Source organism: Mycobacterium sp. 852002-51971_SCH5477799-a, assembly GCF_001667145.1.
Taxonomy (GTDB): Bacteria; Actinomycetota; Actinomycetes; order Mycobacteriales; family Mycobacteriaceae; genus Mycobacterium.
Genome location: NZ_LZIF01000103.1, coordinates 18894 through 38205, shown reverse-complemented (window position 1 = coordinate 38205; position 19312 = coordinate 18894). Strand labels below are relative to the sequence as shown.

21 protein-coding genes and 3 pseudogenes are annotated in these 19312 nt (G+C 66.7%); 8 read left to right on the top strand and 16 right to left on the bottom strand.

Going from position 1 to position 19312, the window contains the following annotated elements:
• Positions 1 to 4: 4 nt before the first annotated feature.
• The 8 genes from truA to infA all read right to left on the bottom strand — a co-directional run bounded on the left by truA (position 5) and on the right by infA (position 4703).
• Positions 5 to 859, bottom strand: a complete 855-nt coding sequence (truA, locus tag A5753_RS14970; protein WP_082971331.1) for a tRNA pseudouridine(38-40) synthase TruA — start codon at positions 857 to 859, stop codon at positions 5 to 7.
• The gene (rplQ, locus tag A5753_RS14965) at positions 846 to 1478 is read right to left on the bottom strand and encodes a 50S ribosomal protein L17 (RefSeq protein WP_067129342.1); all 633 of its coding nucleotides are present in this window, start codon (positions 1476 to 1478) and stop codon (positions 846 to 848) included. Before rplQ ends, truA begins: the two co-directional genes overlap by 14 nt.
• Positions 1479 to 1594: 116 nt before the next feature.
• Complete coding sequence (locus tag A5753_RS14960; RefSeq protein WP_067129339.1) at positions 1595 to 2638, bottom strand: DNA-directed RNA polymerase subunit alpha; 1044 nt, start codon at positions 2636 to 2638, stop codon at positions 1595 to 1597.
• 76 nt (positions 2639 to 2714) lie between these two features.
• Entirely contained in the window at positions 2715 to 3320 is a 606-nt protein-coding gene (rpsD, locus tag A5753_RS14955) for a 30S ribosomal protein S4 (protein ID WP_067129336.1), read from the bottom strand.
• Positions 3321 to 3329: 9 nt separating this feature from the next.
• Positions 3330 to 3749 (bottom strand): 30S ribosomal protein S11, encoded by a 420-nt coding sequence (gene rpsK, locus A5753_RS14950; RefSeq protein ID WP_067129334.1) that lies wholly within the window; start codon positions 3747 to 3749, stop codon positions 3330 to 3332.
• 5 nt (positions 3750 to 3754) lie between these two features.
• On the bottom strand, positions 3755 to 4129 hold the full coding sequence (gene rpsM / locus A5753_RS14945) for a 30S ribosomal protein S13 (protein WP_067129331.1): 375 nt from the start codon (positions 4127 to 4129) through the stop codon (positions 3755 to 3757).
• Positions 4130 to 4315: 186 nt separating this feature from the next.
• A complete protein-coding gene (rpmJ, locus tag A5753_RS23910; protein ID WP_003879483.1) occupies positions 4316 to 4429 on the bottom strand; it encodes a 50S ribosomal protein L36 in 114 nt (37 codons plus the stop codon).
• A gap of 52 nt (positions 4430 to 4481) precedes the next feature.
• Positions 4482 to 4703, bottom strand: coding sequence for a translation initiation factor IF-1 (gene infA, locus A5753_RS14940; RefSeq protein ID WP_003418601.1), 222 nt, complete (start codon positions 4701 to 4703; stop codon positions 4482 to 4484).
• A gap of 251 nt (positions 4704 to 4954) precedes the next feature.
• Between infA and A5753_RS14935 the strand changes: the two genes are divergently transcribed.
• The 5 genes from A5753_RS14935 (at position 4955) to rfbC (ending at position 10764) form a co-directional block, all read left to right on the top strand.
• On the top strand, positions 4955 to 6619 hold the full coding sequence (locus A5753_RS14935; RefSeq protein WP_067129328.1) for an FAD-dependent oxidoreductase: 1665 nt from the start codon (positions 4955 to 4957) through the stop codon (positions 6617 to 6619).
• Positions 6616 to 8142, top strand: coding sequence for an ATP-binding protein (locus A5753_RS14930; RefSeq protein WP_067129324.1), 1527 nt, complete (start codon positions 6616 to 6618; stop codon positions 8140 to 8142). Before A5753_RS14935 ends, A5753_RS14930 begins: the two co-directional genes overlap by 4 nt.
• A gap of 28 nt (positions 8143 to 8170) precedes the next feature.
• The gene (locus A5753_RS14925; RefSeq protein WP_067129321.1) at positions 8171 to 9019 is read left to right on the top strand and encodes an LLM class F420-dependent oxidoreductase; all 849 of its coding nucleotides are present in this window, start codon (positions 8171 to 8173) and stop codon (positions 9017 to 9019) included.
• A gap of 118 nt (positions 9020 to 9137) precedes the next feature.
• On the top strand, positions 9138 to 10133 hold the full coding sequence (gene rfbB / locus A5753_RS14920) for a dTDP-glucose 4,6-dehydratase (RefSeq protein WP_067129318.1): 996 nt from the start codon (positions 9138 to 9140) through the stop codon (positions 10131 to 10133).
• A 1-nt stretch (position 10134) separates the two neighbouring features.
• Complete coding sequence (rfbC, locus tag A5753_RS14915) at positions 10135 to 10764, top strand: dTDP-4-dehydrorhamnose 3,5-epimerase (protein WP_156656118.1); 630 nt, start codon at positions 10135 to 10137, stop codon at positions 10762 to 10764.
• Here the strand turns inward: rfbC and A5753_RS14910 are convergent.
• The 7 genes and pseudogenes from A5753_RS14910 to A5753_RS25210 form a co-directional block, all read right to left on the bottom strand.
• Positions 10736 to 11122 (bottom strand): hypothetical protein, encoded by a 387-nt coding sequence (locus A5753_RS14910; protein WP_067129312.1) that lies wholly within the window; start codon positions 11120 to 11122, stop codon positions 10736 to 10738. The two genes, rfbC and A5753_RS14910, sit on opposite strands and share 29 nt — an antisense overlap.
• Positions 11119 to 12047 (bottom strand): annotated as a pseudogene (locus A5753_RS14905) (metallophosphoesterase). Before A5753_RS14905 ends, A5753_RS14910 begins: the two are co-directional and overlap by 4 nt.
• A complete protein-coding gene (locus A5753_RS14900; protein ID WP_067129309.1) occupies positions 12044 to 12445 on the bottom strand; it encodes a cupredoxin family copper-binding protein in 402 nt (133 codons plus the stop codon). Before A5753_RS14900 ends, A5753_RS14905 begins: the two are co-directional and overlap by 4 nt.
• Positions 12446 to 12475: 30 nt before the next feature.
• Positions 12476 to 13180 carry a ubiquinol-cytochrome c reductase iron-sulfur subunit gene (locus A5753_RS14895; RefSeq protein WP_067129306.1) on the bottom strand — a complete coding sequence of 235 codons (705 nt, stop codon included), beginning with the start codon at positions 13178 to 13180 and terminating at the stop codon, positions 12476 to 12478.
• Positions 13177 to 13728, bottom strand: coding sequence for an RNA polymerase sigma factor (locus tag A5753_RS14890; protein WP_067129303.1), 552 nt, complete (start codon positions 13726 to 13728; stop codon positions 13177 to 13179). The genes A5753_RS14895 and A5753_RS14890 overlap by 4 nt, the downstream gene beginning before the upstream one ends.
• 124 nt (positions 13729 to 13852) lie before the next feature.
• Positions 13853 to 13951: pseudogene (locus tag A5753_RS24890) on the bottom strand (hypothetical protein); the annotation flags it as partial.
• A gap of 310 nt (positions 13952 to 14261) precedes the next feature.
• Positions 14262 to 14444 (bottom strand): annotated as a pseudogene (locus tag A5753_RS25210) (DUF4226 domain-containing protein); the annotation flags it as partial.
• Positions 14445 to 14620: 176 nt separating this feature from the next.
• Between A5753_RS25210 and A5753_RS14880 the strand changes: the two are divergent.
• The 3 genes from A5753_RS14880 to mmsB are packed head-to-tail and all read left to right on the top strand — an operon-like array spanning position 14621 to position 18206.
• On the top strand, positions 14621 to 16141 hold the full coding sequence (locus A5753_RS14880; RefSeq protein WP_067129297.1) for a CoA-acylating methylmalonate-semialdehyde dehydrogenase: 1521 nt from the start codon (positions 14621 to 14623) through the stop codon (positions 16139 to 16141).
• A gap of 7 nt (positions 16142 to 16148) precedes the next feature.
• Positions 16149 to 17309 carry an acyl-CoA dehydrogenase family protein gene (locus tag A5753_RS14875; protein ID WP_067129294.1) on the top strand — a complete coding sequence of 387 codons (1161 nt, stop codon included), beginning with the start codon at positions 16149 to 16151 and terminating at the stop codon, positions 17307 to 17309.
• A 12-nt stretch (positions 17310 to 17321) separates the two neighbouring features.
• Entirely contained in the window at positions 17322 to 18206 is an 885-nt protein-coding gene (gene mmsB / locus A5753_RS14870) for a 3-hydroxyisobutyrate dehydrogenase (RefSeq protein WP_067129291.1), read from the top strand.
• Positions 18207 to 18208: 2 nt separating this feature from the next.
• On the opposite strand, the gene A5753_RS14865 is transcribed toward mmsB, so the two are convergent.
• Positions 18209 to 19300: a methyltransferase gene (locus tag A5753_RS14865; protein ID WP_067129290.1), complete on the bottom strand. Its 1092-nt coding sequence runs from the start codon at positions 19298 to 19300 to the stop codon at positions 18209 to 18211.
• Positions 19301 to 19312 lie beyond the last annotated feature (12 nt).

The following is a 19312-nucleotide window of genomic DNA, read 5'->3' as shown; positions in this document are numbered from 1 at the left end:
CCGCTCAGTCGCGCGAGCGCACATCCCGGGTGATCAGGTTGCGCGCGGCCAGCTGATCATCGGGCGGGTAGTCGACTTTGACCAGCGACAAGCCGTGGGCGGGCGCGGCGGCGAAGTCGCTGGATCGTGCTGTGGCGCTGAGTAATTCGCGACAGTAGGAGACGGGGCGGCGATGTTCGCCGACGGCCAGCAACGCGCCGACCAGTGAGCGCACCATCGACCAGCAGAACGCGTCGGCGCTGACGTGCGCGGTGATCAGGTCCCCGTCGCGGGTCCAGTCCAGTCGCTGCAGGTCGCGAATGGTGGTGGCGTTCTCGCGATGACGACAGAACGCGGCGAAGTCGTGCAATCCCAACAGGTCTCGCGATGCGGCGGTCATCGCCTCGACGTCCAGCGGGCGCGGCCACGCGGTGACGTAGTGGGCCTGCAGCGGCTGCACACCCCAGGGCGCCGTCGAGATGCGGTACACATAGTGACGGCGCAGCGCCGAGAACCGGGCGTCGAAACCCTCAGGCGCGCGGGTGATATCGACGACCCGGACATCGGCGGGCAGAAACCGGCCCAGCCGCCGCAGCAGCGGCAAGAACTCGGGTTCACCCACGTGCGGTGCACGCGGATAGGCGTTCGGCAGCGCGTCCACCGGCACGTCGACGTGAGCCACCTGGCCGGTGGCATGGACCCCGGCATCGGTGCGTCCCGCCGCGCGCAGCCGCACCGGCGTACGAAAGACGGTCGTCAGCGCCTCGTCGAGAATTCCCGCCACGGTACGCTGGCCGGCCTGAGTGGCCCAGCCCGCGAAACCTGTTCCGTCGTAGGCGATGTCAAGCCGCAGACGGACGTCGTCGCTAACTCTCGTCAGCCTCGTCGTTCGCCTCGGCGGCTTCGGCTTCGGCCCTCGCGGCGACGGCCTTCTCGGCCTTTTCCTCCGCCTCCGCCTGGGCCTTGGTCGGCTCGGTCTCGGGCGTGGTCTGCTCGGCCTCGGCCGTGGCTTCCTCGGCCGTCGGGCCGACGGCTTCCTCAGGCTCGACAGCAGCCTGAGGCGCCGCGGCCGCCGCGACAGGAGCGTCGGTCTTCTTTGAAGCCTTCACCCGGCGAGCGCGATCGGCCTCGGAGGTGACCGTCTTCTCCCGCACCAACTCGATCACCGCCATGGGCGCGTTGTCGCCCTTGCGCGGCTCGACCTTGATGATGCGGGTGTAACCGCCGTTGCGGTCGGCGAAGAACGGACCGATCTCCTCGAACAGGACGTGCACCACGTCCTTGTCGCGGATCTTCTTCAGCACCTCTCGACGGTTGTGCAGCGAACCCTTTTTCGCGTGCGTGATCAGCTTCTCCGCATACGGCCGCAGCGCACGCGCCTTGGGCTCGGTCGTCTTGATTCGGCCGTGCTCGAACAGCGACGTGGCCAGGTTGGCCAGCAAGGCCTTCTGGTGCGAAGACGACCCGCCGAGGCGAGGTCCCTTGGTGGGCTTGGGCATGCGACTATCTCCTAATTGGGGCCGGCCCCCGTATCAGGTAGGGCCGGGACGGACGTGCTTATCGGTGTCCGGTTCCTCAGCGGCCGCACACGGCCGCATCGTCACCGGACGGCCTTTTACAGCTGTTCGGTTTCCGCGTAGTCCTGGTCGTCGTAGGACGCCTCGCTGGACCAGGTGCCGGTGGCGACGTCGTAACCCGCGACCTGCGAGGGATCGAAGCTCGGCGGGCTGTCCTTGAGCGACAGGCCCAGCTGGTGCAGCTTGACCTTCACCTCGTCGATGGACTTCTGACCGAAGTTGCGGATGTCGAGCAGGTCGGACTCGGTGCGGCTCACCAGCTCGCCGACGGTGTGCACACCCTCGCGCTTGAGGCAGTTGTAGGAGCGCACCGTCAGGTCCAGATCGTCGATCGGCAGGGCGAACGACGCGATGTGGTCGGCCTCGGCCGGCGACGGCCCGATCTCGATGCCCTCGGCCTCGACGTTGAGTTCGCGTGCCAGACCGAACAATTCGACCAGGGTCTTACCGGCCGACGCCAGCGCGTCGCGCGGGTTGATCGAGCTCTTGGTCTCGACGTCCAGGATCAGCTTGTCGAAGTCGGTGCGCTGCTCGACACGGGTGGCGTCCACCTTGTAGGTGACCTTGAGCACCGGCGAGTAGATGGAATCGACTGGGATACGGCCGATTTCGGCACCGGAGGCGCGGTTCTGCACGGCGGGCACGTAGCCGCGGCCGCGCTCGACGACCAGCTCGACCTCGAGCTTGCCCTTGTCATTCAGGGTCGCGATGTGCAGGTCGGGGTTGTGCACGGTGACACCGGCCGGCGGCACGATGTCACCCGCGGTGACCTCACCCGGACCCTGCTTGCGCAGGTACATGGTGACCGGCTCGTCCTCCTCGGAGGACACCACCAGGCTCTTGAGGTTCAAGATGATCGCGGTGACGTCTTCCTTGACGCCCGGCACGGTGGTGAACTCGTGCAGCACGCCGTCGATGCGGATGCTGGTGACGGCCGCGCCCGGAATTGAGGACAGCAGCGTGCGTCGCAGCGAATTGCCCAGGGTGTAGCCGAATCCCGGCTCTAGCGGCTCGATGACGAACTGGGACCGGTCGTCGGTGAGAATTTCCTCCGACAGTGTGGGTCGCTGAGAGATCAGCATGGTGTTTCTTCTTCTCCTTCTCGGCACCCGCTATTTGATGCCGTCAAGACCTGCACCGGCCTGGCGCAGGGGGTCTTTACTTCGAGTAGAACTCGACGATCAGCTGCTCGGTGAGCGGCACGTCGATCTGCGCCCGCTCGGGCAGCTGGTGGATGAGGATGCGCTGACGCTCCCCCACCACCTGCAGCCAGCTCGGGATCGGCCGGTCGCCCGCGGTCTCCCGTGCGATCTGGAACGGCACGGTGTTCAGCGAGCTGTCCCGGACGTCGATGATGTCGTGCTGCGACACCCGGTAGCTGGGAACGTTGACGTGCACGCCGTTGACGCTGAAGTGCCCATGGCTGACCAGCTGACGCGCCATCCGGCGGGTCCGCGCCAGTCCGGCGCGGTACACGACGTTGTCCAGCCGGCTTTCCAGGATGCGCAGCAGCTCTTCACCGGTCTTGCCGGATTGCCGGGAGGCCTCTGCGTAGTAGCGACGGAACTGCTTTTCCATCACGCCGTAAGTGAAGCGGGCCTTCTGCTTCTCCTGCAGCTGCAGCAGGTATTCGCTTTCCTTGATCCGCGCGCGGCCGTGCTGGCCGGGGGGGTAGGGACGCTTCTCGAACGCCTGGTCGCCACCGACGAGGTCGGTGCGCAGCCGGCGCGACTTGCGAGTGATGGGTCCGGTGTAACGAGCCATGGTTGTCTCCTAGACCCTTCTGCGCTTCGGCGGGCGGCAGCCGTTGTGCGGCTGGGGAGTGACGTCGGCGATCGCGCCGACCTCGAGGCCGGCGGCCTGCAACGACCGGATCGCGGTCTCGCGGCCCGAACCCGGGCCCTTCACGAACACGTCGACCTTCTTGACGCCGTGTTCCTGCGCCTTGCGCGCGGCGTTCTCGGCGGCCAGCTGGGCCGCGAACGGGGTCGACTTCCGGGACCCCTTGAAGCCGACGTGACCCGACGACGCCCAGGCGATGACGTTGCCCTGAGGGTCGGTGATCGTGACGATCGTGTTGTTGAAGGTGCTCTTGATGTGGGCGGCGCCGTGCGGGATGTTCTTCTTTTCCCGCCTGCGGGTCTTCTGACCCTTCTTGGGCGCCGAGGCGCCCGCCTTCTTTGCTGGTGGCATCGGGGTTACCTGGCCTTCTTCTTGCCGGCGATGGTGCGCTTGGGGCCCTTGCGGGTGCGCGCGTTGGTCTTTGTCCGCTGACCGCGTACCGGCAGGCCGCGGCGGTGCCGCAGGCCCTGGTAGCAACCGATCTCGATCTTGCGGCGGATGTCGGCCTGCGTCTCGCGGCGGAGGTCACCCTCCACCTTCAGATTTGCCTCGATGTAGTCACGCAGGTGGGTCAGCTGGTCATCGGTCAGATCCCTGGTGCGCAGGTCCTTGTCGATGCCGGTCGCTGCGAGAATCTCGTTCGACCGGGTGCGGCCGACGCCGAAAATGTAGGTCAGGGCGATCTCCATCCGCTTGTCACGCGGAAGGTCGACGCCGACTAGTCGAGCCATAGGTGGCGTTTCCTCTTTTTCTAGGCGGAGGTCTGTTCCCAGCCCGTTCCCGCAACCCCGGTAGGAGTCATGTCTCGCGGGGCCCGGCCTCCGACCGGGCGTGGATGAGCTGGCCCATCTCTATAGATGCCAGCCGCTCACTGGTGCTGGGAGGTCTGCATTCAGTTGTGTCGGAGCCGGGGCAGGTCAGCCCTGGCGCTGCTTGTGGCGCGGATCGGAGCAGATCACCATGACCCGCCCATGCCGACGGATCACCCTGCACTTGTCACAGATTGGCTTGACGCTCGGGTTCACCTTCACGGCTGTTCGATCCTGTTCTGTTTCGTTCGTAGTTGTCGGAGATCAGACGCTGTTACTTGTACCGGTACACGATGCGGCCACGGGACAGGTCGTAGGGAGACAACTCCACCACCACCCGGTCCTCGGGCAGGATGCGGATGTAGTGCTGCCGCATCTTGCCGCTGATGTGGGCAAGCACCTTGTGACCGTTCTCCAACTCAATGCGGAACATCGCATTGGGCAGGGGCTCGACCACCCGGCCTTCCACCTCGATGGCGCCGTCCTTCTTGGCCATAACTAGTTAAGAATCCTCGTCGTATAGTTTCGTTCTCGTCTGCGCCCAGTCGACGCAACATTGCACCGACTTGGAACGTGAGCCGGTGGCAGGAAATTCCTTGGAACTTGGCACACAAAAAGTCGGCGCGGATGCCGCACCGTTGTTCCACGATACCTGGTGAATCCGCTGCACCAAAATCGCTGTCGGCGGAACCCGGCCGGCGTCCTCGACCTCCCGCACGGCCGCTGACGAGCGCATACTTGACGCCGATGACCAACCCCTCAAGCCAGCGCAAGCCCGTCATGCTGACCGTCGACGACGATCCCTCGGTCTCCCGGGCGGTTGCCCGCGACCTGCGCCGCCACTACGGCGAAGAGCATCGGATAGTCCGCGCCGAATCCGGGCCCGACGCCCTGGGCACGCTCAAGGAGCTCAAACTGCGCGGCGAGACGGTCGCGGTGCTCATCGCCGACTATCGGATGCCGCAGATGAGCGGCATCGAGTTCCTCGAGCAGGCGATGGACCTGTATCCGGCGGCACGCCGGGTGCTGCTGACCGCATACGCCGACACGCACGCCGCCATCGACGCGATCAACGTCGTCGACCTGGACCACTACCTGCTCAAGCCGTGGGATCCGCCGGAGGAGAAGTTCTACCCCGTCATCGACGGGCTGCTGGACGCCTGGCGGGCGGCACCCGAGCACCCCATCCCGCACACCAAGGTGATCGGCCACCGCTGGTCAGCGCGGTCCTGGCAGGTCCGCGACTTCTTGGCCCGCAACGGCCTGTACTACACCTGGTTCATGGCCGACGAGCCCGCCGGCGAGCGGCTGCTCAGTGCCGCCGGCGAGGACGGCCTGCGGCTGCCGGTGGTGGTCACCCAGCGCGGCGACACCCTGATCGAACCCACCGACGCGCAGCTGGCCGAGACGCTGGGCCTGACCACCACGCCGTCGCAGGAGTTCTACGACCTGATCGTCGTCGGCGGCGGGCCCGCGGGTCTGGCCGCCGCCGTGTACGGCGCTTCCGAGGGACTGCGCACGGTGCTCATCGAGCACATCGCCACCGGCGGTCAGGCGGGCCAAAGCTCGCGCATCGAGAACTACCTGGGCTTCCCGGACGGGGTTTCCGGCGGCCAGCTGGCCGAGCGCGCCCGCCGGCAGGCGGAGAAGTTCGGCGCCGAATTGATCACCGCCCGCAAGGCCGTCGCCCTCGAGGTGAACGGTTCCAAGCGCACCGTGCGGTTCGCCGACGGCGGCTCCGTCGACGCGCACGCGGTCATCCTCGCCACCGGGGTCGCCTACCGCCAGCTGCAGGCCGAGGGTTGCGGCGAGCTGACCGGCTGCGGCGTCTACTACGGCGCGGCCGTCTCCGTCGCGTCGGAGTGCCAGGACGAAGAGGTCTACGTGATCGGCGGGGCCAACTCGGCCGGCCAGGCCGCCATGTACCTGTCCCGGACGGCCAAGTCGGTCAACATCGTCGTACGAGCCCCGTCGCTGGAGGCGTCGATGTCCTACTACCTGATCCAGCAGATCGAGGCGAACCCGAAGATCAACGTCCTGACCTGCACCGAGGTGCAGCGCGCCTCCGGCGACGACCACCTCGAGAAGCTGACCCTGGTCAACAACCGGACCGAGGAAACCGAGGAAGTCGCCTGCGCCCGGATGTTCATATTCATCGGCGCCGCCCCGCGCACCGACTGGCTGGACGGGGTGGTGGCCCGCGACGACCACGGCTTCATCCTGACCGGTCCGGACCTGCGCAACGTGTGTGGCTGGACGCTGGACCGCCCGCCCCACCACCTGGAGACCAGCGTCCCGGGGGTGTTCGCCACCGGCGACGTCCGCTCGGCGTCGGCCAAACGGGTCGCCGCCGCCGTCGGTGAAGGATCGATGGCCGTCATGCTGGTCCACCGCTATCTGGCCGAAGCATGACCGCCACCGAATCGAGGCCGATGCCGTGTGAGCCCGACGAGCTGCGCAGCCTGTTCCTGTTCGAGGCGCTGACCGACGAGCAACTCGCGGTGCTGTGCGGCAACGGGCACATCCAGCACTACGAACCGGGTCCGATCTGCGTCGAAGGCGAACCGGCGACCTGCTTCTACGTCCTCATCGACGGGGAGCTGACCATGAGCAAACTCTCCGGCGGCCAAGACATCGAGACCAACCGCACCTCGCAGCGGGGCGTGTACTGCGGGGCCTGGCGGGCGTTCACCGGCGGCAACCAGAAGAGCTACGACGCCTCGGTGCACGTGACCAAGCCCTCGCGCTTCTTCGTGATGGATGCGCCGGTGTTCGCACAGTTCATGAAGGACCAGTTCCCGATGGCGGTGCATCTGCTCGACGGCATCGCCGTCGGCACCGACCGGACCCGGCGGATCATCGGCAACCGGGAGAAGCTGCTGGCCCTGGGCCGGTTGTCGGCCGGGCTGACGCATCAGCTGAACAATCCCGCGGCGGCGATCTCGCGATCCGCGGCGGACCTGCGCGAGCGCGTGGCCAACATGCGGCACAAGCTGGCCATGCTCGCCGACGGCACCATCAGTCCCGAGGCGTTGAGCTCGCTGGTGCGGTTGCAGGAGAGGGTGGCCGAGCAGGTCGCCAAGTCGGCCGCACAGCACCTGAGTGCGCTCGAGACCTCCGACCGCGAGGACGCCGTCGGCGACTGGCTGGAAGGCCACGGCATCGACGACGGGTGGGACATCGCGCCGACGTTCGTCGAGGGCGGCATCGACACCGATTGGCTGGAGCGGATTTCCGCGGTCAGCGAGGAGCTGGGGTCGACGTCGCTGGAGCAGGCGATCCGATGGATCAACTACACCATCGAGAGCGAGCTGCTGATGAACCAGATTCTCGAGGCCAGCAAACGGATTTCGGCGCTGGTCGCCGACGCCAAGCAGTATTCGCAAATGGATCGGGCCCCGTTCCAGGTGGCCAACGTGCACGACCTGCTGTACAGCACGCTGGTGATGTTCGCCGACCGGTTGACAAAGGACGGCAGCAAGGACGCGAAAGCGATCACCGTGGCCAAGGATTTCGACAAATCGCTTCCCGAAATACCTTGCTACCCAGGCGATCTCAACCAGGTGTGGACCAACATCATCGACAATGCGATCGCCGCGATGCGCGATACCGGCGGCACGCTGACCATCCGTACCTGCCGGGAAGGCGACAACCTGGCCCGCGTCGAAATCTGCGACACCGGGCCCGGTATACCGGAGGACGTGCGCGAGCACATCTTCGAGCCGTTCTTCACCACCAAACCCTTCGGCGAAGGCACCGGGCTGGGCCTGGACCTGGCGTTCAACATCGTGGTGAAGAAGCATCGCGGGGACCTGCGGGTGGAGTCGGTGCCCGGCGACACCCGGTTCATCGTGCTGCTGCCGCTGGAGCCACCCCCCGTCGACGCCGCCGCCGCGGACCTCGACGCCGATGAGGATGTCGCTGCCCCGGAATAGCTCTGGCGGGGCGCGGGTTGGGAACACCATGACCGATGCAGCGAGCAAACCCAATCTTGGCCGGTTCGGATCGTTCGGACGCGGCGTCACACCCGAGCAGGCCAGGGACATCGAAGCGCTGGGCTACGGCGCCGTCTGGGTCGGCGGGTCACCGCCCGCCGAGCTGGCCTGGGTCGAGCCCCTCCTGGAGGCGACGACGACGTTGCAGGTGGGCACCGGCATCGTCAACATCTGGACCGCGGCGGCCAAGCCGGTGGCCGAATCCTTCCATCGCATCGACAAGGCCTACCCCGGCCGGTTCCTGCTGGGCATCGGCGTCGGCCATCCCGAGGCTCACACCGAATACCGCAAGCCCTACGACGCGCTCGCCGACTACCTGAAGCAACTCGATGACTACGGCGTACCCGCCAACCGCCGGGTGGTGGCGGCGCTGGGCCCGCGCGTGCTCAAGCTCTCCGCGGAACGCTCGGCCGGGGCGCATCCCTACCTGACCACCCCGGAACACACCGCGCACGCCCGCGAACTCATCGGACCGTCGGCTTTTCTGGCGCCCGAGCACAAGGCGATCCTGACCACCGACCCCGAGAAGGCCCGGGCCGTCGGCCGCAAGGCCCTCGATATCTACTTCAATCTCGCCAACTACCGAAACAATTGGAAGCGGCTGGGTTTCACCGAGGACGAAGTCACTCGGCCTGGCAGCGATCGCCTGGTGGACGCGGTGGTGGCATACGGCACCGTGGACCAGATCGCGGCTCGACTCAAAGAACATCTGGACGCCGGCGCCGATCACGTCCCCGTGCAGGTCCTGACAAAGGATGAAAACCTGGTCCCGGCACTGGCCGAATTGGCGGGGCCGCTGGGTTTGACACCGCCGTGACATGCCGAAGGCGAGCCAGATGACCAACGGAGTCGCCGCTACCTGCCGTAAGTGAATCGGCCGGGCGCCTGGGGCTGACCCACGCGAACCGACCGACCGGCTCGGTTAGGGTTTGGGCATGCGGTTACTGGTCACCGGCGGCGCTGGATTCATCGGCGCCAACTTCGTGCACAGCACGGTCCGGGAACACCCCGAGGATTCCGTGACCGTGCTCGACGCCATGACCTATGCGGGTCGGCGCGAGTCACTGGCCGACGTCGAGGACTCCATAGAGCTGGTGGTCGGTGACGTCACCGACGCCGAGCTGGTGTCGCGGCTGGTCGCCGAATCCGACGCGGTGGTGCATTTCGCCGCGGAGAGCCACGTCGACAACGCATTGGACAGTCCCGAGCCGTTCCTGCACACCAACGTCGTCGGCACCTTCACCATCCTCGAGGCGGCGCGACGTTACAGCGTGCGGCTGCACCACATCTCGACCGACGAGGTCTACGGCGACCTGGAGCTCGACGACCCGAAGCGGTTCACCGAGGCGACGTCCTACAACCCGTCCAGCCCATATTCGGCTACCAAAGCCGCCGCCGACATGCTGGTGCGCGCCTGGGTGCGCTCCTACGGGGTGCGCGCGACGATTTCGAACTGCTCCAACAACTACGGGCCTTATCAGCATGTTGAGAAGTTCATCCCACGACAGATCACCAACGTGCTCACCGGTCGCCGGCCCAAGCTGTACGGCACCGGCGCCAACGTCCGCGACTGGATCCACGTCGACGACCACAACAGCGCGGTCCGGCGCATCCTGGCTTCCGGCGAGATCGGGCGCACCTATCTGATCGGCGCCGAAGGAGAGCGCAACAACTTGACCGTGCTGCGCACACTGCTGAAGATGATGGGCCGCGACCCCGACGACTTCGACCACGTCACCGACCGTGTGGGCCACGACTTGCGTTACGCCATCGACCCCTCGCCGCTGTACGACGAATTGTGTTGGGCGCCAAAGCATACCGATTTCGAAGACGGCCTGCGTGCCACCATTGACTGGTATCGCGCGAACGAATCGTGGTGGCGTCCGTTGAAAGACGCCTCGGAAGCCCGCTACCAACAGCGTGGGCAATAACGTGCACGTACGCGAACTGAAAATTCCCGGCGCCTGGGAGATCACTCCCACCGTTCATGGCGATTCGCGCGGTCTTTTCTTCGAATGGCTCAGCGACAAGGGATTCCGCTCCTTCGCCGGCCACGGGCTGGACGTCAGGCAGGCCAATTGCTCGGTGTCATCGGCCGGCGTGTTGCGCGGATTGCACTTCGCACAGCTGCCACCGAGCCAGGCCAAGTATGTGACCTGTGTTCGCGGCTCGGTGTTCGACGTCGTCGTCGATATCCGGGTGGGCTCGCCGACATTCGGGCAGTGGGATTCGGTCCTGCTCGACGACTCCGATCATCGAACGATCTACATCTCCGAAGGTCTGGGGCATGGTTTCCTTGCGCTGCAAGACAATTCGACGGTTATGTATTTGTGCTCCGCGGAATACAGCCCGCAGCGCGAACACACGATTTGCCCGACCGATCCGGCACTGGCCATCGACTGGCCGCTGGTGGACGGGGCGGCGCCCAACTTATCCGACCGTGACGCCGCGGCGCCCAGCTTCGCGGAGGTGCGCGACTCCGGCCTGCTGCCCACCTGGGACGAGGCGAGGGCGTTCGTCGACAGCATACGGCTCAAGCAGAAGCCGCCCGATCCCGACTAACCGCCAGAGCGGTCGCCCACATGGCCACCGTGAGCACCTCAGCGATCACGCTGGCGGCGGCGTACGGCGCTGGGTCCCAGCCCCTTTCGAGGAAACCGGACAGACCGACCGTGCGCGACATAACGAATGCGACCAGCGAACCGGCCGCGAGCGCCGCACCGGCCCAGCGCAGCCACCCGGGACCGCCGATCACGATCAGCAGCGCGACCGCGAACGAGAGGCTGGCCTGGATCAAGAATGCCGTGCCGATCATCGGAATATGCCGGTAGCCATGCACATAGAGGTAGGCGTGGCTGGCGGCGCTGATGGTCAACGACACGGCGAGGCCGAGGCGGACCAGAATGCTCGTCAAAGTCATTGCAGTGCAGTCTCCTTCAATGCCAGAGCGGCCTCACCCCTGGCGTAGCTGACCTCACGGATGCCCAGCGCGTCGCGCAGCTTGCCGGCCGGAAGCGTGACCGGCTTGGGCGCGGGGCCGTCACCGGGTCGCGGCAGCGGGTAAGCGGTGGTGGTGCCGCTGTAGAACGTGACGTTGTCCTCCATCTTGGAGAACAGTTGGTGGACATGACCGTTCAGGCACGTCACCGAGGAGAAGCGGCGCAGGTAGCTCAGCGCCTGGGTGGCATCGTCGGTGCCCCAGCCCCATTGCGGGTACATCGCAAACAGTGGGATGTGGCTGAACACGATGATGGGAGTATCGCTGGAAAGACGCGCGACGTCCTTTTTGACGAACTCCAACTGATCGGTGCCGAGATGACCGAGCTTGCACAGATTCAGCGTGTTGACCAACGCGATCAGATGCACGCCGGCGATGTCTTGGCTGTACCACCCGTCGCCAACGGAACCGGCGCCGAACGCGTTTCGATACTTCTGCCCCGCGTCGTCGATCGAGTCGTGCTCTCCGGGGACGGTGAACACGTGTGGCGTCTTGAGACCACTCATCATCTGCTTGACCTGGTCGAACTGCTCCGGGCTGGACAGGTGGGTGAGATCCCCGGTGTGGATGACGAAATCCGGTGTGTAACCGAGGTTGTTGACCAGATCGATCGCGTGGCCGAACGTAGCGGTGACGTCGGGGTTGGGCGCCCCGGTGAACCCGAGGTGGCTGTCGCTGATTTGGGCGAACCGCAGGGTGGGCTTGGCCGCCACATGCTGCGCCCCCGCCTGGCCCGCGACGTGCGAGATGACCTCCCCCCGGCCACGGCGAACCCGACCGCCGCACCGAACCATGCCGTGTGCCGGATGAGCTGGCGGCGCGTCATGCCCTTCTCCCCGGCGGTCATCCCGTCACCACCACGGTGCCGTGCATCATCGGATGGATCGAACACACGTACTCGAAAGTCCCTGCGGTGGCGAAGGTGTGGGTGAAGGTGGCACCCGTTCCCATGCCGGGCGAGTGAAACGAGCCGTCGCTCGCTGCCACCGTGTGGGGTTCTTCGTCGCGGTTGGTCCACGTGACGGTGGTCCCGGCGGCCACGGTCAGGGTCACCGGCGCGAACGCGAAGCCGTCGATGCTGACCTGGTCGCCGCGCACCGGAGCCGCCGGGGCGGTTATCGACACCGCGGTGGTGTTGGGGGCGGTGGTGGTCGCCGCAGGTCGTGGCTGCGAGCAACCGGCCAGCAGCAACACACCCGCGGCCGGCAGGGTCGCCAAAAGTCTTCGTCGCATGGGGACATCCATGCCAATAGATAGCGCGGTGGGTTACACCGTTCAGGCCGGGCGGTCGGGGCCCGCTGGGGCGAAAACCTCGATGACCCCATTGACCTCACGAACCATCAATGCGGGCAGTGGTTTTGGCGCTATCGGCAATTGGTGCGCGATCACTTGCCCGGCGGGTGAGAAGGACGTGGTGTGGCAAGGGCAGCGCAGTGTGTCGTCGGGCGCGTCGAACCACAGCTTGCAGCCCTGGTGGGTACACACCCCGGAGATCGCCTGGATCTTGCCGTCGACGCGGCGGACGAACCCGGTCACCGAGCCGAGTTCGAAGGCGCGCATGGCGCCGTCGGGCACGTCCGAGCCGGCCGCGACGCGCTGCCAGCTGCCCTCGTTGGGCGTGAGTTGCCCGGCAGCGGTCTCGGTACGACCGTCGCCTGCTTGGCCCGCGATCAGGGTGTGGTCAACGGCCACCGCAGCGACCGCGGCGGTGGCGGCGGCCGACGTGCCGACGATGACCTGGCGGCGCGTGCTGACGCGGCCCGGCGCCGTTTCCGTTGGCGCGCCCGACATCTGCTCGGCAACCCGCCGGTGCAGATCGGCGACGAATTCCGGGCGCGGCGCGTCGCCACCCTCGCGGGCCGCGCGCAACTCGATCGCGGTGCGGACCTGCGCGGCCTCGAAGTCGTCGGGCGCGAACGGCCTGGGCCGGCGCCCCCGCAACAGGTCGTCGACATAACGTCGCAGCCCTCGCGCATTCATGGCTGGCCCCCATCGTTGACCTGCGCCGCCAGCCGCAGGGCGCGGTGCTGGAGCACTTTGGCATTGGCCACGCTGATCCCGAGTTCCGCGGCTGACTCCTTGATCGAATTACCCCGCAGGAAGCGGGATTCCAAAATCTGGCGGTAACGGTCCGGCAGGCTGTCCAGAACCCGGGCAACACGCTGCGGTGCGGTGCTGATCGCGTCCTGGCTGTCGGCTGGCTGTTCGATGTCCTCGATCGAGGTTATCTCTCGCCCCAGCGTCTCGCGCCAATGCGCGGCCAACACCGTCCTGGCCGTCGCCCGCAGATACGCGCGCACCTCGCCGACGCTCGCGGTCAGCCGCAGCGGCCGCAGCGCGGCGAGGAACACCTCGGCGGTGAGGTCTTCGGCGTCGGTTTGGTTGCCGACGCGCGCGAACAGCGTGCGGTACACCCACGTCACGTTGTCGGAGTACACGGCTTCCCAGTTCGGGTAGCCGGCATCCTGGCCGTCGTCGGGCACCGCGCGCAGGGGTCGCGGCCCGACGGGTTCGTTTCTTGCCGCCACTCGCCTCCTTCACCCGATGAATATCGGCTCGGGTTACACGGCTCAGGGCACCGTGACGGCGTCGGTGGTGCGCATACAGCTGTCAGGCTAGCCTGGCTTGCGGCCGTTAAGAGTCGTCCACGCGCCACCCGACTGACTGGTTGCGCCATCCTTCGGGAAACTCCGGCAACGTGAAGTCGTTCTCGTACGGTGAGCAGCCCACCGTGCGGCCGATGTCGAGCGCCGGGTTGGGGTCCGGCAATCTCATAGGCGTCCGGATTGGGAGTGTGCAAATCCAATTCGGGCGAACATTCCTGTCGCACCATCTCGCGAAATTCGTTCGCCCGCTGCTCGCCGTCGGCGGCCCGATAGATGGAGACCGTAAGGTTCCGCGTGTGGCCTGTTTCTCGGTCTGCCCAACTGCATAGAAGCGAGTTGTCCCAGAACTTTTCGACGGTTTCCGAGGTGGGCCTCATGTTGCTCGGAAGCATGTCGCTGATCTGGGAGTACGGTTCCAGCTTTGCGGCAATCAGATCCCGGCGCCCGGTGTAGGTCCGCGGCGACCCTGCTCGCGAATCCGCCACCGTTTGGGCCACCACTCGGTTGATGTCTAGCGTCTTGGCGCGGAGAAATCTCGAGAACTCGGCCGCACCCGCCGGAGTGTCCAGCGCCAACGCCTGCTGTTTCGCGACGGCCGTTTCGATGTCGATCGCGATGGCCCCGAGCTGCCGCCGTCCCCGCAGCGCTCTCGACCGCGGGCCGCATGGCGCCACGTCCGGTCTGCTCCGCCACGCCGAAACGGTAATTACTGCAGAAAATGGCGATAAGTCACCCCACCTTGCCAACGTCCGACCCGGGTTACTAGGATATGCAAGTATCCGCTTTAAGCGCGTCAACCACACTCGAGGGCCCCATGACCACACAGATCCCGCACTTCATCGATGGGCGGCGCACCGCCGGTCAATCCGGCCGCAACGCTGACGTCTTCGATCCCAGCACAGGCCAGGTTCAGGCGACGGTGCCAATGGCCGGCCAGTCCGACATCGACGCCGCGGTGGCGTCTGCCGTCGAGGCCCAAAAGGGTTGGGCCGCAACTAATCCGCAGCGACGCGCGCGGGTGATGATGCGCTTCATCGAGCTGGTCAACCAGCACAACGACGAGCTGGCCGAGCTGCTGTCGCGCGAGCACGGCAAGACACTGGCCGACGCCAAGGGCGACATCCAGCGCGGCATCGAGGTCATCGAGTTCTGCCTCGGCATCCCCCACCTGCTCAAGGGTGAATACAGCGAAGGCGCCGGACCGGGCATCGACGTCTACTCGCTGCGCCAGCCCCTGGGCGTGGTCGCCGGCATCACCCCGTTCAACTTCCCGGCGATGATCCCGCTGTGGAAGGCCGGCCCGGCGCTGGCCTGCGGCAACGCGTTCGTGCTCAAGCCCAGCGAACGGGACCCGTCGGTGCCGGTGCGGCTGGCCGAACTGTTTCTAGAGGCGGGCCTGCCGCCCGGCGTGTTCCAGGTCGTGCACGGCGACAAGGAGGCCGTCGACGCTATCCTGAACCACCCCGACATCCAGGCGGTCGGGTTCGTCGGCAGCTCCGACATCGCCCAGTACATCTACGCCGGGGCCGCGGCCACCGGCAAGCGCTCGCAGTGCTTCGGCGGCGCCAAGAACCACATGATCGTGATGCCCGACGCCGACCTGGATCAGGCCGTCGACGCCCTGATCGGCGCCGGTTACGGCAGCGCCGGCGAGCGCTGCATGGCAATCAGCGTCGCGGTCCCGATCGGCGAGAAGACCGCCGACCGGCTGCGCGCCCGGCTCATCGAGCGGATCAACAACCTGCGCGTGGGCCACAGCCTGGACCCCAAGGCCGACTACGGCCCGCTGGTGACCGAGGCGGCCGTGGCGCGGGTGCGCGACTACATCGCCCAGGGTGTCGAGGCGGGCGCGGAGTTGGTCATCGACGGCCGCGAACGCACCAGCGACGACCTGGCTTTCGGTGACGCCAGCCTCGAAGGCGGCTTCTTCATCGGCCCCACCCTGTTCGACCACGTCACCCCGGAGATGTCCATCTACACCGATGAGATCTTCGGGCCCGTGCTGTGCATCGTGCGCGCCCACGATTACGAGGAGGCGCTGCGGTTGCCGTCCGAGCACGAATACGGCAACGGCGTGGCGGTGTTCACGCGCGACGGCGACGCCGCCCGCGACTTCGTTTCCCGCGTGCAGGTCGGCATGGTCGGCGTCAACGTGCCGATCCCGGTGCCGGTCGCCTACCACACCTTCGGTGGCTGGAAGCGTTCCGGCTTCGGCGACCTCAACCAGCACGGCCCGTCGTCGATCCTCTTCTACACCAAGACCAAGACGGTGACGTCGCGGTGGCCTTCCGGCATCAAGGACGGTGCCGAATTCGTCATTCCCACAATGGATTAGGCCGCACATGTTTACTCTCGACGACGACGAACGGGTGATCACCGAGACGGCCGCCGCCTTCGCCGCCAAGCGCCTCGCCCCGCACGCCCTGGAATGGGATGCGGCCAAACACTTTCCGGTCGACGTGCTGCGCGAATCGGCCGAACTCGGCATGGCGGCGATCTACTGCCGCGAGGACGTCGGCGGCAGCGGCCTGCGCCGGCTCGACGGGGTGCGCATCTTCGAGCAGTTGGCGATCGCCGACCCGGTCACCGCCGCGTTCCTGTCCATCCACAACATGTGCGCGTGGATGATCGACAGCTTCGGCACCGCCGAGCAGCGCAAGGACTGGGTCCCGCGGCTGGCGTCCATGGGCATCATCGCCAGCTACTGCCTCACCGAGCCCGGCGCCGGTTCCGACGCCAGCGCGCTGAGTACCCGCGCGATCAAACACGGCGGCGATTACGTGCTCGACGGCGTCAAGCAGTTCATTTCCGGCGCGGGCGCCTCGGACGTCTACGTGGTGATGGCCCGGACCGGTAGTGAGGGGCCGCGCGGCATATCGGCGTTCGTGGTCGAAAAGGGCGCTGCCGGGCTGAGTTTCGGTTCACTCGAGGAGAAGATGGGCTGGCATGCGCAGCCCACCGCACAGGTGATCCTGGAGGGCGTCCGGGTGCCGGCCGACGCCATGCTCGGCGGATCCGACGGCGAGGGCGCCGGATTCGGCATCGCGATGAAAGGCCTCAACGGCGGCCGGCTCAACATCGCCGCCTGCTCACTCGGTGGCGCCCAGGCCGCCTCCGACAAGGCCGGCGCCTACGTTCGCGACAGGCAGGCGTTCGGGTCGTCCCTGCTCGACGAGCCGACCATCCGGTTCACCCTGGCCGACATGGCCACCGGCCTCGAGACGTCACGAATGATGTTGTGGCGGGCGGCCAATGCGTTGGACGCCGACGATCCCGACAAGGTCGAGTTGTGCGCGATGGCCAAGCGCTATGTCACCGACACCTGCTTCGAAGTTGCCGACAAAGCTTTGCAGCTGCACGGCGGCTACGGCTACCTGCGCGAGTATGGTTTGGAAAAGATCGTCCGCGACCTGCGGGTGCACCGGATCCTGGAAGGCACCAACGAAATTATGCGGGTGGTCATCGGGCGGGCCCAAGCCGCACGGGTCCGCGCAAACGCGTAGAGAGGTCTTCACATGACCGAGCACCTGACGGTGGCCTTCCTGGGTCTGGGCCACATGGGCGGACCCATGGCGACGAATCTCGTTGCGGCCAAACACGCAGTGCGCGGATTCGATCCCGTGCCGGCGGCCTTGACCGCGGCGACCGAGGCCGGCGTCACCGGATTCGGCAGCGCCACCGACGCGGTGGCCGGCTCGGACGTGGTCATCACCATGCTGCCCAACGGGGAGCTGGTCAAACGCTGCTACGCGGAAGTCCTGCCCGCGGCGCGACCCGGCGCGTTGTTCATCGACAGCTCCACGATCTCGGTCAATGACGCCCGCGAGGTGCATGCGCTGGCCGAATCGAACGGCGTCGCGCAGCTGGACGCACCCGTGTCCGGCGGGGTGAACGGTGCCGTCGCCGGGACGCTGGCGTTCATGGTGGGCGGCGACGAGGACGCCCTGCAGCGGGCACGGCCGGTGCTGGAACCCATGGCGGGCAAGATCATTCACTGCGGCGCGGCCGGAGCGGGCCAGGCCGCAAAGGTGTGCAACAACATGGTGCTGGCGGTGCAGCAAATCGCGATCGGCGAAGCGTTCGTCCTGGCCGAGAAGCTCGGATTGTCCGCCCAGTCCCTGTTCGACGTCATCACCGGGGCCACGGGCAACTGTTGGGCCGTGCACACCAATTGCCCTGTGCCCGGCCCGGTACCGACCTCGCCGGCCAACAACGACTTCAAACCGGGCTTCGCCACCGCGCTGATGAACAAGGACCTCGGCCTGGCGATGGACGCGGTGTCCTCCAGCGGATCGGCGGCGCCGCTGGGCACACACGCCGCCGAGATCTACGCGAAATTCGCGGCCGACCACGCCGATAAGGACTTCAGCGCCGTCATCGAGATGCTGCGCGGCAGCTGAACTTATGCGATCCTCGCTTCCACCACGCTGAGCGGTGAAGCGGTTCGTATGATCCTGGTCATCTCAAAACCCGCCTCGCTCAGCAGATATCGGTACTCGGCCACCGTGCGTTCCCGCGCGCCCAGATTCAGCAGCATCTCCAGGTCCACCCAGTTTCCCGGGAAGTCACGGTCGTGCTCCGGGATGACCATTTCGACAAGCAGCACCCTGGCCTGCGGGCCCGCCGCTGCGCGAACGTTACGCAGGATCCGGACCGCCATATCGTCGCGCCAGTCGTGAATGATGTTCTTGAGAATGTAGGCGTCACCCCCACGCGGAACGGTGTCGAAGAACGATCCCTCCGCGATGCGCACCCGGTCGGCCACCCGGTGGCTTTCGAACATCGGGCGCGCGCTCGCGACGACCGAGGGCAGGTCGTACAGCACGCCGCGCGAACCGGGCGCCGCCGCGAGGACGGCGGCCAGCAGCGGACCGTGACCACCGCCGACGTCGACGATCGTGGGGTAGGCGCTGAAGTCGTAACCGGCGACCACCGACGCGGTGGTCAGCTCCGAAATGTTGGTCATCGTCTGGTTGAAGAGCTCAGCGAGCTCGGGCTCGTCGGCGAAGTAGGCGAAGCTGTCCTTGCCGTGCAGCGCGGGGACGACGGACAGACCGGTGCGGACCGAATCGACGAGCAGGGTCCACCGTTCGCGCTGCTCCCGTGATCCATAGAACCGCGCCGCGGACGTCGTCGACACGGGTGCACCCGAACACAGCGTCGCCGCAAGTGAATTCAACTCGTAGCGGCCGTCGCGGCGGCGGCGGAAAACTCCGCGGCCGATAAGCGCGCGCAGCAACCGTCGCAGCGCGTCGGCGTCCGCGCCCACCCGGTTCGCCAGTTCCGCGATCGGCAGCGGGCCGTTGGCCAGCGCGTCGGCGACGCCCAACTGGGCCGCGACGGTGATCGCCTGCGAAGTCCAAGTGGCGGTGATCATTTCCATCATCGCCGCCGGCGGGGGCACCAGCCGTTGATGTAGCCGATACAGGCGATGGCGGACCCATTCGACAACGCGGGCCACCCGCGGAGGCGGCAACTTTGCGCTCGTCGACATCACCTCACCTCC